This is a genomic window from Pseudomonas sp. GW823-FHT02F05, assembly GCF_058797315.1.
In genome coordinates, this window is record NZ_JBXAJM010000013.1 from 95,567 (window position 1) to 108,342 (window position 12,776).

General features: G+C 63.0%; 14 protein-coding genes. 4 read left to right on the forward strand and 10 right to left on the reverse strand.

The genetic code is table 11. The features are described 5' to 3' along the window. The first annotated feature begins 202 nt into the window (after window positions 1–202). The 3 genes from AC1RAC_RS16805 to feaR all read left to right on the forward strand — a co-directional run bounded on the left by AC1RAC_RS16805 (window position 203) and on the right by feaR (window position 3,287). On the forward strand, window positions 203–1,702 hold the full coding sequence (locus tag AC1RAC_RS16805) for an APC family permease (protein ID WP_492616785.1): 1,500 nt from the start codon (window positions 203–205) through the stop codon (window positions 1,700–1,702). After that, a complete protein-coding gene (locus AC1RAC_RS16810) occupies window positions 1,665–2,231 on the forward strand; it encodes a DUF3156 family protein (protein WP_463388951.1) in 567 nt (188 codons plus the stop codon). Before AC1RAC_RS16805 ends, AC1RAC_RS16810 begins: the two co-directional genes overlap by 38 nt. A 114-nt stretch (window positions 2,232–2,345) precedes the next feature. Beyond that, entirely contained in the window at window positions 2,346–3,287 is a 942-nt protein-coding gene (gene feaR, locus AC1RAC_RS16815) for a transcriptional regulator FeaR (RefSeq protein ID WP_492616786.1), read from the forward strand. 326 nt (window positions 3,288–3,613) lie between these two features. Here the strand turns inward: feaR and AC1RAC_RS16820 are convergent, their stop codons facing one another. From AC1RAC_RS16820 to AC1RAC_RS16840, 5 genes are read right to left on the reverse strand one after another with little or no spacing between them, the layout of a single operon-like run. Next, a complete protein-coding gene (locus AC1RAC_RS16820; protein WP_089042187.1) occupies window positions 3,614–4,369 on the reverse strand; it encodes an SDR family oxidoreductase in 756 nt (251 codons plus the stop codon). After that, window positions 4,359–5,162 (reverse strand): SDR family NAD(P)-dependent oxidoreductase, encoded by an 804-nt coding sequence (locus AC1RAC_RS16825; RefSeq protein WP_198790593.1) that lies wholly within the window; start codon window positions 5,160–5,162, stop codon window positions 4,359–4,361. The genes AC1RAC_RS16820 and AC1RAC_RS16825 overlap by 11 nt, the downstream gene beginning before the upstream one ends. After that, the gene (locus AC1RAC_RS16830; RefSeq protein ID WP_198790592.1) at window positions 5,155–5,976 is read right to left on the reverse strand and encodes a molybdenum cofactor biosynthesis F family protein; all 822 of its coding nucleotides are present in this window, start codon (window positions 5,974–5,976) and stop codon (window positions 5,155–5,157) included. Before AC1RAC_RS16830 ends, AC1RAC_RS16825 begins: the two co-directional genes overlap by 8 nt. 13 nt (window positions 5,977–5,989) lie before the next feature. Beyond that, window positions 5,990–6,355 (reverse strand): cupin domain-containing protein, encoded by a 366-nt coding sequence (locus AC1RAC_RS16835; RefSeq protein WP_020301331.1) that lies wholly within the window; start codon window positions 6,353–6,355, stop codon window positions 5,990–5,992. Between the two features lie 31 nt (window positions 6,356–6,386). Then, window positions 6,387–7,685: an NAD(P)/FAD-dependent oxidoreductase gene (locus AC1RAC_RS16840; RefSeq protein WP_492616787.1), complete on the reverse strand. Its 1,299-nt coding sequence runs from the start codon at window positions 7,683–7,685 to the stop codon at window positions 6,387–6,389. A 207-nt stretch (window positions 7,686–7,892) separates the two neighbouring features. Between AC1RAC_RS16840 and hpaR the strand changes: the two genes are divergently transcribed. Then, window positions 7,893–8,315, forward strand: coding sequence for a homoprotocatechuate degradation operon regulator HpaR (hpaR, locus tag AC1RAC_RS16845; protein WP_014719078.1), 423 nt, complete (start codon window positions 7,893–7,895; stop codon window positions 8,313–8,315). Window positions 8,316–8,438: 123 nt separating this feature from the next. Here the strand turns inward: hpaR and hpaI are convergent, their stop codons facing one another. The 5 genes from hpaI to hpaD form a co-directional block, all read right to left on the reverse strand. Then, on the reverse strand, window positions 8,439–9,239 hold the full coding sequence (hpaI, locus tag AC1RAC_RS16850) for a 4-hydroxy-2-oxoheptanedioate aldolase (RefSeq protein ID WP_492616788.1): 801 nt from the start codon (window positions 9,237–9,239) through the stop codon (window positions 8,439–8,441). A gap of 16 nt (window positions 9,240–9,255) precedes the next feature. Next, window positions 9,256–10,059 (reverse strand): 2-oxo-hept-4-ene-1,7-dioate hydratase, encoded by an 804-nt coding sequence (hpaH, locus tag AC1RAC_RS16855; protein WP_057974991.1) that lies wholly within the window; start codon window positions 10,057–10,059, stop codon window positions 9,256–9,258. An 11-nt stretch (window positions 10,060–10,070) separates the two neighbouring features. After that, window positions 10,071–11,375 (reverse strand): MFS transporter, encoded by a 1,305-nt coding sequence (locus AC1RAC_RS16860; RefSeq protein WP_492616789.1) that lies wholly within the window; start codon window positions 11,373–11,375, stop codon window positions 10,071–10,073. A gap of 134 nt (window positions 11,376–11,509) precedes the next feature. After that, a complete protein-coding gene (locus tag AC1RAC_RS16865) occupies window positions 11,510–11,902 on the reverse strand; it encodes a tautomerase family protein (protein WP_105227272.1) in 393 nt (130 codons plus the stop codon). A 15-nt stretch (window positions 11,903–11,917) separates the two neighbouring features. Further along, entirely contained in the window at window positions 11,918–12,775 is an 858-nt protein-coding gene (gene hpaD, locus AC1RAC_RS16870) for a 3,4-dihydroxyphenylacetate 2,3-dioxygenase (RefSeq protein WP_259038737.1), read from the reverse strand. Between the last annotated feature and the right edge of the window lies 1 nt (window position 12,776).

Genomic DNA, 12,776 nt, shown 5'->3' on the forward strand with positions numbered 1-12,776 from the left:
CTTGGTTAAGAGTGAGGGCGCATTAGGGCGAGCGGTGTGAGGCCAAGTCTTTTCCCTGCGTGCCAGGCAATTGACTCTGGCCGCCAGGCAGCAGGCCTTGGCAGGCAGCAACAAAACCGGCGGCAGACAGGGGCAAGACGATCAACGGGAGTGGGGCGCAGAGTGCCGACACATTAAAAAAAACCGCTTCGAGGACCCCTCCATGTCGATCAACGACCGACTCACCGCACACCTCAACCGGGGTACGGTAGGTTTTCCCACTGCGTTGGCCAGCACCATCGGCCTGATCATGGCCAGCCCGGTGATTCTCACCGCCACGATGGGTTTTGGCATCGGTGGCAGCGCGTTTGCCCTGGCGATGCTGATCGCCGTGGTGATGATGCTGGCCCAGGCGACGACTTTCGCCGAGGCCGCCTCGATGCTGCCCACCACCGGTTCGGTGTACGACTACATCAACTGCGGCATGGGCCGGTTCTTTGCGATCACCGGGACCTTGTCGGCCTACCTGATCGTGCATGTGTTCGCCGGCACCGCCGAAACCATCCTCGCCGGCGTCATGGCCCTGGTGAACTTCGAACACCTCAATACCCTGGCAGAGTCGGCCGGCGGCTCGTGGTTGCTGGGCGTCGGTTTCGTACTGGTGTTCGGCGTGCTGAACGCCTTTGGCGTCAGCGCATTTGGCCGCGCCGAGATCATCCTGACCTTCGGCATGTGGACCACCCTGATGGTGTTCGGCGTACTGGGCCTGGTCGCCGCGCCGGCGGTGCAATTGGAGGGCTGGTTCGGTGAGTCGCTGGTAGGCACCGACCTGGTCACCGTGCTGTCGCTGGTGGGCATGGCGATGTTCATGTTCGTGGGTTGCGAGTTCGTCACCCCGCTGGCGCCGGACCTGCGCCAATCGGCCAAGGTGATGCCACGGGCGATGATGCTCGGGCTGATGGGCGTGGCCACCTGCATGTTCATCTATGGCGCGGCGATGAAACGCCAGGTGGAAAACGTCGTGCTCGACGCCGCGTCCGGCGTGCACCTGCTGGACACACCCATGGCCATCCCCCGATTTGCCGAACAGGTAATGGGGCAGATCGGCCCGTTGTGGCTGGGTATCGGCTTTCTGTTCGCTGGCGCTGCGACCATCAATACCCTGATGGCCGGCGTGCCGCGCATCCTCTACGGCATGGCGGTGGATGGCGCCTTGCCCAAGGTGTTCACCTACCTGCACCCGCGTTTCAAGACGCCGCTGTTGTGCATCCTGGTGGCCATGTTGATTCCGTGCCTGCATGCGCTGTACCTGGGCGGCAACACCGACAACATCATGCACCTGGTACTGGCGGCGGTGTGCGCGTGGAGTTTCGCTTACCTGTTGGTGACGCTGTCGGTGGTGATCCTGCGCATTCGGCGTCCGGACTTGCCACGGGCCTATCGCTCGCCGTGGTTCCCGCTGCCGCAGATTGTCTCCAGCATCGGCATCCTGCTGGGCATGTGGTTCATCACTCCGCCAGGCATGAACCCGGCTGACATTTATGTGCCGTTTGGCGTGATGCTCGGCGTGACGGCCACCTATGCGCTGTTCTGGACCCTGGTGGTGCAGAAGGTCAACCCCTTCAAGCCCGCCTGCGTGGAAGAGGTGTTGGCCAAGGAATTAAATCACGAACCGGGACACGCCCATGCAAGTTATAGCGACCTTGCGGCAAAAACTGTTTGAGCTGTTTCGTGCTGACCGCGCACCCAGCGGGTATCGGCCGGGGGTGACCCTGGCCCACCTGCGGCGTGACCTGGGCCTGGCAAGCCTTGAAGTGGGCGGTGTGGCCTTCGAGATTGTCGAGCGCACCGAGTCGCAGTTGTTGATGCACCTGGTGCTGACCGAATGTGTCCTGCGCGTTCCTGCTGCAGCGGGTGGCGCTGGCAGCTTCGAGGTGCACCATGGCGGCGCGATCCGGCGCAGCGGTATTCATGTGCGGCGCCGCGCTGGCAACCAGGCACTGGGCCGTGAGTTGCAGGCGCGTTTGCAGGCTGACAGCGCGTTGTTCCAGGCGTTGATGCCGCTGGATTTCAAGCGCCTGCGCATCGAGCTGCAAGACCAGCAATGGTGCGTGCGCCTGGAGCATATGGGCGGCAGTGAGGTGGTCAACCGCATGCCGGCGTTCCGGCGCTACATTGCGTTGAGCACCGAGCAACGCGGGTATCTCTTGGTCGTACTGGCCGGATTGCGGCGGGTATTGTCGGACCTCTGATTGGCACCATTAGTGCTTCTGCAAAGGGCAAACAGGTTGTTGTTGCGTGCATATAGATAACATGTTAACTATTGCGCCAGAACAACAAGAATAACGCCACTGCGGAGACACCCAATGAGCATCCCACAGCATGCACCCGACGGGCTCGACAGCTGGAACCGCGAACTGCGCGACGCGTGCGGCCACTTCGATACCGAACTGGCTTTCAACCGTTCGCTGTTTATCGGCGAGATCCATAACCTGCCGCGTGGCTTGGCCATCCTGCGCACCAATGCCGGGCTGATCAAGCGCCCGACGCACCACGCCGACCATGACAACGACCAGGAATGTTTTCTGGTCAGCCAGCGCAGCGGCTATTCGCAAATCACCCAGAACGACCAGACGGTGCAACTGGCCCCCGGCGAAATGCTGTTGATGGATTCGGTAGGCTCCATTGAAATTACCCCTTTCGGCCTGATCGAACACGCCTCGCTGTCCCTGTCGCGCAACGCGGTATGCAAGCACCTGGGCGGTCAGGCACGGGCCTTCGGCAAGATCTCCTCGACCAAGGCCTGTGGGCGCATGCTGCATGTGCTGATGGACCAACTGTGCAAGGACGATACCGACGATGACGCCACGCAAGAGGAGGCGCTGCAAGCGGCCTTCGTCTCGCTGTTGGGTTCGGCGTTGGAGCAGGGCGACGAGTGCCGCGAGGGCGTTGCTGCGTTGCACGGCAATAACCTGCGCAGCTATGTGCAAAAAGTCATTGATGAGTCGCTGAGCCAGCCAGGCCTGAGCCCGATCGGCCTGGCCAACCGCCTGAATATCTCGGTGCGGCACCTGTACCGTCTGTTTGAAGAACAGGACGACAGCGTCTGCCGCTATATCCAGCGCGCACGGCTCAAGCGCAGTGCGGATGATTTGACCAACCCGTTCCTGCGCAGTGAGTCGATCACCTCGATTGCCTACAAGTGGGGTTTTACCGACTCGGCGCACTTCAGCCGCTCGTTCAAGAAGCAGTTCGAAGTATCGCCCAAGGATTTTCGTTCCAGCCGGTTGCAGGCGGTGCAAGCGTGATCGTTCCCACGCTCCGCGTGGGAACGCCGCCCCGGACGCTCCGCGTCCCGCTCCAGAAGTCGTGACGCGGAGCGTCACAGGATGCATTCCCACGCAGAGCGTGGGAACGATCGGCAAACCGCCCTCATCAAAGCGGCGTTCCCAGAGACCGATGATGTCGAACTTACGGATGTCGAACAAGGCCGCCGTCTGCCGATAGGACAGCTGTTGATCGTTCCTACGCTCCGCGTGGGAACGCCGCCCCGGACGCTCCGCGTCCCGCTCCAAGTCGTGACGCGGAGCGTCACAGGATGCATTCCCACGCAGAGCGTGGGAACGATCGGGTTTCATATTTCGGGCAGCGTCGCGCCACCATCCACCACCAGCGTCTGCCCGGTGATATAGCCCGCCAGGTCAGAGGCCAGAAACACCATCGCCCCGGCAATATCCGCCGCAGCGCCCAGGCGCCCCAGCGGCACACGGCGGGCGATGCTGTCATTCACGGCCGCATCGCCCAGGTTGCCCATCGCCGGCGTGGCGATCATGCCGGGCTCCACGCCGTTGACCCGCACATTCAACGGCGCCAGCTCCAGCGCTGCATTGCGGATAAACCCATTCACCCCGGCCTTGGACGCCGCATAGTGGCTCAGCCCCGGATAACCGACCCGGTTGCCGGTGACCGAAGACGTCACCAGCACGCAGCCCCGGCCTTGTTCGCGAAACATCGGCAACGCCGCCTGGGTCAGCCAGAACAGCGCAGACAGGTTCACCGCCAGGGTGCGCTCCAGGATCGTTGGGGTAATGTCGGCAAAGGCGGTCAGCGGAAAGTACCCGGCGTTGTGCACCAGCACATCCAGTTGCGCCAAGCCTTGGACGCAGGCGAACACCGCTTCGGCATCCGCCAGGTCAACGCCAACGGCGTCAACGTGATGCCCCTGGGCGCATAACCCGGCAGCCAGGGCTTCAGCCTGTTCAACCCTACGGTCGGCAATCACCACTCGCGCACCGCGTTGGGCAAAGGCCTGGACGATACCCAGGCCAATGCCCTGGGCGCCGCCGGTGACCAGCACGACCTGGCCGCTGAAATCCAGGTCATTCGTCATGGGCAGGCTCCAGGTGCGTAAACGCCAGCGTCGGCACGTCGACGATGCTGGAGCCACCGTCCGCCACCAACGTGGCGCCGGTAATGATCGAGGCGTCGTCGCTGGCCAGGAAGCGGCACACCTTGGCGATCTCGTCGGCACGGGCGGCGCGCCGCAGCGGGACATCGGCACACACACGCGCATAGGCCTGCTGCAAGGTTTCGCCGTACGCCTCCATCAACGGCTGCATCTCCGCGTCGGCCATCGGCGTGTGCACCCAGCCTGGGCACACCGCGTTCACCCGCACGCCATGGGGCCCATAATCACGGGCCAGCGAGCGGTTGAGCCCGAGCAGCGCATGCTTGGCGGTGGTGTAGCCACACACCTCGGGGCCTGCCGCCAATGAGGCGATGGAGCCAATCAGCACGATGTTCCCGGCGCTTTCCTGCAACAGCGGCAGGCAGGCGCGGGCGCTGTAAAACGCACTGTCGAGGTTGCTGCGCAGCGCGTCTTCCCAGGTGGCCGGGCTGGTCTGGGTCGCACTGCCCAGCCCGTGGCCACCGGCACAGGCCAGCAGCACATCGAGGTGCCCGAAGTGGCTACGGATTTGTTGGATGAAGCCGTCCCAGGTGTCCGGGCAGGCGGCATCGCCCACCAGGATCAGCCCGCCGGTGTCTTGCGCCACCTGTTCCAGTGGCTCACGACGCCGACCGATCAGCACCAGATGCGCGCCTTCCTGTGCGTACAAGCGTGCGCAGGCAGCGCCGATGCCGGTGCCGGCCCCGGTGATCACCACCGTGCGCGGCTCAGTCACGGGGGTACTCTGTGCGGTTGAGCACCTGGCAATAGGAACTGATCGGGAAGTTCGACAGCGCGTCGAAGGACGCCCCGGCATAGCCGAAGATCTTGCCGTCGCTGCGGTGCTGTTGCAGGTCGATCAGCACCAGGCCGAGGGTCGGTACGATCTTCTCCTGCCAGACGAACAGGTATAGCTGTTCGGCGATCTTGTAGTAATGGCAGCGGTCGGTGTCGCACAAGCCTTTCTCCACGCCCTCAAGGCATTGCCAGGCGTAGAACCGCGGGTTGAGGTAGATGTGTTCGTAGACCTCGCTGGGGCTGTAGCGGTAGTGGTTGCGCAGGCCGACCAACTCGTCGGTGGGGGCGTGCAGGCAGTGGCCCTCCTGCCACGGCCGGTCGAGGCTGCCGTGGAGGAAGTCAACCTGTACCGAGGTCAGCGGTTTGCCAGCCAGGGCGCGGTGGTAAAGGCCTTCGTGGGTCTCTGCCGGTTCCGGCATACGGCCAATCACCGCGGTAAAGGACGCAGTTGGCGTGTCCAGCACCAGGCTGATCGACCAGCTTTGCCCCGCCTCGTGCTTGATAAAGTCCACCAGGTACAGGCCCGGGCGAATGGAGCTGGCGCGGTAGACGGCGCTGCCGCTGGAGTGGCCATCGGCGGCGTGCCAGGCCAAGCGCTCCTGTTCGAAGCGGTGTTCGATCTGCCAGCCATTGGCAAAGTGCAGGGTGAAGGTCTGGCCGGCCAGGTCGGCCAGGGTCGGCAGGATGAACGCCTCGGGTGCAAAACCGTCGGCCAGGGCGCCCACGGTGATCCAGTCAGATGAATTCGACATGGCAACCCCTCCCTTACACGACGGCGAAGTAGTGTTTGACGAAACTCTCGCTGACCACTTCCCACAGCACGGGCGTGCCCTTGGTCACGAACCAGCTGTCACCGGCTTTGTAGCGGGTGGATTGGCCGGTGGACTCGTCGGTCAGCACCACTTCACCGGTGACTATCGTGGCCTGTTCGGCGAACGGGTAAACCATGCGGAACTTGCCCTGGGTCGTGCCGAAGTACGCACTGCTGACCGCATCGGTGGGCGCGCCAAAGGTCATCTTGCCGAAGGCGCGTACTTCGCCTTCGAGGATTTGCGAGCCGAGGTCGGCCACGGTGCCCCAGGCGTCGAGTTCCGACAGCTGGACGTTGTGTTTCAGGGCGGTAAGAGGCATGGCAGTGGTTCCTGTGAGTGAGAAAAGAGGGTTAGCGGCGCCCATTCCAGTAGCCGGAAAGTTGGTGCCAGGATTTGCCCGCCGTCAGCAGCAGGGGGCGAATCGCGTCCTTGCCGATGATGGTGGGGCGGTGAATCGAGCTGACCAGGTCATAACGCGCCGAGCCTTCGCTCATGCCTTCGGCCAGCACCTTGCAGATGATGTGGCTGGGCGTGACGCCAAAGCCGGAATAGCCCTGCACGAAAAATGCATTGCTGCGCCCCGGCAAGGTGCCCACCTGCGGGAACAGGTTCGGGCTGCATGCCATCGGGCCGCCCCAGGCCAGGTCGATTTTCACGTCCTTGAGGTAGGGGAAAATCTTCAGCATGAGGTTGCGGTTCCAGGCTTTCAGGTCGCCGGGAATGTGCTCCACCAAAGGCGTGGCGGCACCGAACAGCAGGCGGTTTTCGTTAGTCACGCGGTAGTAGTCGATCACCGGGCGGATATCGCTGTAGGCCCCACGGATCGGGCTGATGCGCTGGATCAACTCCTCGGACAACGGTTCGGTCATCATCTGGAACGCGTAGGTGTTGATGGTCGAGCGGTGCAGTTCTGGCTCCAGCTTGTTGAGAAAGCTGTCACAGGCCCACAGCAACTTGCTGGCGCGTACCGAACCGCGACCGGTGCGCACGGTGATGCGCTCGCCGTAGCTGACTTCCAGCGCCGGGCTGTTTTCGAAGATCTTCACGCCATGGCTGGCCAGTGCGGTAGCTTCGCCCAGCAGCAGGTTCAGCGAGTGCACATGCCCGCCACCCATGTGCAAAAGGGCGCTGGTGTAGGCGGTGGAGCCGATGATCTGCTGCACATCGGAGCCGCCGAGAAAGCGGATTTCGTGCTGGCTGTTGATCGACTTGAAGTCTTTCTCCCAGGCGCGCAGGGTTTTTTCCTGGCGGGCGTTGAAGCCCATGTAGCCGTAGCCGTGGCAAAAGTCCGCGTCGATGTTGTACTTGGCGATGCGGTTCTTGATGATGTCGGCGCCCAGGTCGCTGATCTCGAACACTTGGCGCAGGCCGTCTTCGCCCACGTCCTTCTTGATCTTCTCCAGGTCATGGCCGATGCCTGCCATGATCTGCCCACCGTTGCGGCCCGTGCCGCCAAAGCCCAGGTAGCGCGCTTCAAGCACCACAATGTTGGTGATGCCTTTTTCCGCCAGCTCAAGGGCCGTGTTGATCCCGGAAAAGCCGCCACCGATGACCACGACGTCTGCCTCGATATCCTGTTCCAGGGTGGGGAAGCTGAGGTTGTATTTCTTGGTGGCGGTGTAGTACGTGGGGGTTTCGATGTTGATCATGGCGCGGCCTGAAAAAGTGAAGGAAGGCGCTAAAGCGGATGCCTCCATTAGGGCCCCTGGCGGGCGGGAAGTCTTGATCCTGCGTGCCCGGGTTTTTGATTCAGCGCGCCACGGACGAGGGCACCTACAAGTTATAGCGCGCTCGCCGGCCGGGAATGTTAGAGTTTCGTTAAACTATTAACTAAATACTTCGTGACCCTGAGCCCTATGTCCACACCTCGACAATCCCTGACCCTGGCCTTGCTGCAAGCGCGTGAGGCCGCGATGAGTTTTTTCCGTCCTTCCCTGAATGAACACGGCCTGACCGAACAGCAATGGCGCATCATCCGCATCCTTGAACAGCACGGTGAGTTGGAGATCTACCAACTGGCGGAGCTGGCCTGCATCCTCAAGCCGAGCATGACCGGCGTACTGGTGCGCATGGAAGCGGCCGGCATGGTGCACCGGCGCAAGGCCGAACAGGACCAGCGCCGGGTGCTGATTACCCTGGCGGACAAGGGCAAGGCGAGTTTCGAGTCCATGAGCCAGTGCATGGAGGCCAACTATCAGCGTTTGCAGGATCAGTTTGGCGAAGAGAAATTCCAGACCTTGTTGGGGTTGCTGGATGACTTGAAGAACATCAAGCGCTGAACTAATGACTGAGCCACCACCGATCAACTGTGGGAGCTGGCTTGCCTGCGATAGCGCCGGGTCAGCTGGCTTATCTGTCGCTGATGCACCGCTATCGCAGGCAAGCCAGCTCCCACATGGATTTCAGTAGACACCACCGGTATTGGCAGCCACCGGTACGTCTTTGAACTTCCCGGCCAGGCTTTGCAGCCCCCGCATCAACACCGTGGTATCCACCCCCACTGCCACGAACGTCGCCCCCAACTCGATATAGCGTCGGGCGAGATTTTCATCCGCACTGAGAATCCCTGCCGCCTTACCCGCCTTGACGATACGCACGATGGCTTCCTCAATCGCCGCCTGTACCTGCGGATGCCCCGGGTTACCCCGGTGGCCCATGGACGCGCTCAAATCTGCCGGGCCGATAAACACCCCGTCCACGCCTTCGACGGCGGCAATGGCGTCCAGATTGGCCAGGCCCTCGGCATTCTCAATCTGCACCAGCAGGCACATCTGCGCGTCGGCCTGGTCGAGGTAATCGGCGATGCTGTTCCAGCGCGAGGCGCGGGCCAGGGCGCTGCCGACCCCGCGAATACCCTGGGGCGGGTAGCGCAGGGCGCGCACCAGTTCCCGGGCCTGGGCGGCGTTTTCGACCATGGGCACCAGCAGCGTCTGGGCGCCGATATCCAGCAGTTGTTTGATCAGCGCCGTGTCGCCGATCACCGGGCGAATCAGCGCCTGGCTGGGGTAGGGCGCGATGGCCTGTAATTGCGCGAGCATGTTCCCCAGCTGGTTGGGCGCATGTTCGCCGTCGATCAGCAGCCAGTCGAAACCGGCGTTGGCGGCCAGTTCCGCGCAGTAGGCGTTGGCAAGGCCGAGCCACAGGCCGATCTGTATCTCGCGGTTGTGCAGGCGTTGCTTGAAGCGGTTGACAGGCATGTCCATGAAAGCACTCCTGGGTTCAGACGAAGCGGCAGGCAATCGAGCCGAGCAGGTCGTAGTCGACGTGGAAGGTATCGCCAGGGCGGGCTGCCACGGGGCGGGTAAACGAGCCGCCGAGAATCACCTGGCCGGGCAGCAGGGTGACGTCATAGGGCGCCAGCTTGTTGGCCAGCCACGCCACGCCTTTGGCTGGGTGGTTGAGCACCGCCGCCGACACCCCGGACTCTTCGATCACGCCATTGCGATACAACACCGCCGGCACCTTGCGCAGGTCGATCTCGGTGGGGCGCACGGCGCGGCCGCCGAGGACCACACCGGCGTTGGCGGCGTTGTCGGAGATGGTGTCGAACACCTTGCGGGTGGCGTTGGTATGCGGGTCGACCTGCTGGATGCGGGCGTCGATGATTTCCAGCGCCGGGATCACCCACTCGGTGGCGTCGAGCACATCGAACACCGTGCAGTTGGGCCCTTTGAGCGGCTTGCCGAGGATGAAAGCCAGTTCCACCTCCACCCGTGGCACGATGAAACGCTCGAAGGGAATGTCGCTGCCTTCGTCGAAAAACATGTCGTCGAGCAGAGCGCCGTAATCGGGTTCGGTGATATTCGACGACACCTGCATGGCCCGTGACGTCAGGCCGATCTTATGGCCCTTGAGCGTGCGCCCGTGCTTGATCTTCTGCGCGACCCATTCACGCTGGATGGCGTAGGCGTCCTCGATCGTCATATCGGGGTAGTCGAGGGAAAACTGGCGCACCTGTTCGCGGCTGCGTTCGGCATGGTCCAGGTGGGCGGCGGCTGTGAGGATTTGCTGGGAGTCGAGCATGGCAACGGTCTCTAGTGTGGGTTGACGATGGCGGCCTGGGTGCGCAGCACCAGCAAACCACCGAGGGCGATAAACAGGGCGAGTACGTACAGGGCCAGGCTGGCGCTCTGGGTGGCGTCGCGCATCCAGCCGATCAGGTAGGGCGCGAGGAACGCTGCGATGCTGCCGAACGAGCTGATCATGGCGATGCCCGCCGCCTGGGTGGTGTGGGAGAGAAACGCCGGTGGCAGTTGCCAGAACATCGGCAGGGCGGCACTGGCGCCCATGCCGGCGACCACCAGCCCGCCCATCACCAGCAGCGCATTGGCGGGCGCCAGGCCCGCGACGGCGATGCCGAGCGCCGCCATCAGCAATGGCACGCACAGGTGCCAGCGGCGTTCGCGGTGGCGGTCGGACGAGCGCCCGCAGCCGAGCATGAAGAAGCAGCCGGCCAGGTACGGCACGGCGCTGAGCAAGCCGACCTGGCTGTCACGGCCGATGCCGGCGCCGTGGATCAGGGTGGGCATCCAGAACGCCAGGGTGTTGACCGCCAGCATCACCGCAAAGTACACGGCCACCAGCAGCCACACCTGCGGGTCACGCAGGATGCCGCCGAACGAGGTGATGGTCTTGCGCTGTTCCTCGTTGCTCAGTTGGGTGTGCAATTGCTGTTTTTGCTCGGCAGTCAGCCAGTGCACCGACTCGAAACTGTCCGGCAGCCACTTGAGTACCACCAGCCCCAGCAGCACCACGGGCGCGCCTTCGATCAGGAACATCCATTGCCAGCCGCGCAGGCTGCCGACGTCGTGGAAGTTCTCCAGGATCGCCCCGGAAATCGGCCCGCCCAGCACTCCGGCCATGGGCACCGCAATGGCAAACAAGGCAGTGACCTGGGCACGACGGCGTGCCGGGTACCAACGGTTGAGGAATACCAGGATCCCCGGGAAAAACCCGGCCTCGGCCACACCCAGCAGAAAGCGCAGCACGTAGAACCCGCGCGCGCTCTCCACCCACAACATGCCGGTGGAGAGCAGGCCCCACACCACCATCAGGCAGGCGATCCAGCGCCGTGGCCCGACGCGGTCCAGGGCAATGTTGCTGGGCACGCCGAACAGTGCGTAGGCGATGAAGAACAGGCCGGCGCCGAAGCCATACACGGTGTCGCTGAAGTGCAGGTCGCTGCTCATCTGCATCTTGGCAAAGCCGATGTTGATGCGGTCCAGATGGGCAAACAGGTAACACACCAGCAACAAGGGCATCAGGCGCCAGGTCACCAAACGATGGGTGCGGTCGTGCTCGGCAAGCTGCAGGCTTGCAGTGGAATGGGCTGTGCTCATGATGTTGTTCTTTTTGTTGTAGGAGCGAGCTTGCTCGCGAAAAACGTTAACGAAAACGCAGCGCTGGCGGTGATCCGCGGGGCCTGTGGGTTTTTCGCGAGCGAGCTCGCTCCTACAGGGAGGGCGGGGCCGTTTCAGTTCGCCGGGTTGTTCAGGAACGCATGCACATTGTTCTGCTTGAAGTTGAGCTGCGGGTGCAGCTCGATCATCTCGAACGACAGCGCCAACAACCGTTGCGCCTGCAGCTCGGCGAAGTGTGCGGTGATCACCGCGAACACCGCTTGGGCGACTGCTTCGCGCGTCGCCAGGTCGCGGCCATGGCCGACCTTGAGGGTCATGTGTACAAAGGCATAATCGTGCTTGCCGTCGGCCATGCGCCAGGTGTCCAGGCGCACGCCGCGACTGCGAATGCCGCCCAATGGAAACACACCGCTGTCACCCAGCACGCGGTGGACTTTTTCAAACAGGCCGGGCAAATCGGCCTGCTGTTCGAGGTTGTCGGTGTACTCAGCGATAAAGTGCGGCATGGTGTTCTCCCAGGGTTAAAGCGGGAAAATCGCGTTGATCTGGCCGGTGCCCGAACTGCCGAACGGCGGCGTGATGATCTCGGTCGGCTTGGCATAGTCCGGCCCACCCAGCAGGCCCAGGAGCATGGCGGTGTCGTGCATCTTGCCTTCGCCAAAACAATGTTCGGCGTAGTCGGGCAACATGGCGCAGAACTCCTTGAAGCGACCTTGCTTCCACATTTGCACGACATGCAGGTCCACCTGCTTGTCGAATTCGCGGGTCCAGTTGTGGATATTCGCCTCAGCCTGGCGGTCGTCCGAGAACCGATGGGACAGCGAGCCGGACGCCAGCACCAGCACCTTGCGGTCGCTCTTTTCGATCGCCCGGCGCACGGCGGCGCCGAAGGCAAAGCTGTCTTCCAGGCGATGCCAGGCGCACCAGGCAGCGATGGAAATGACCTTGAATTTCTCTGCGTCGGGCACGCCCATGTGCATGTAGCGCATGGGCACCAGGGTGCCGTATTCCAGCTCCAGGCTCGGGATGTTGTGGGCCATGCTGCGCACGCCAGCCAGGTTGGCTTCGGCGGCGATCAGCTCACCCAGTTCAGGGCAGCCGGGGTAGGCGTATTCCATGTTCTTGATGAAGTGCGGCAGTTCGTTGCTGGTGTAGGTGCCCTGGAACTGCTCGCCGCAATTGACGTGGTAGCCGCTGTTGACCAGCCAGTGCACGTCGAACACCACCGCAGTGTCGGCCCCCAGTTCGCGGGCACGCCGGCCGATCTCCTTGTGCCCGGCAATCGCCGCTTCGCGACAGCCGTGATGTTTGCCGGGCAGTTCCGACAGGTACATCGACGGTACGTGGCAGATCTTCGCTGCCAGAACCACTTCGCCCATG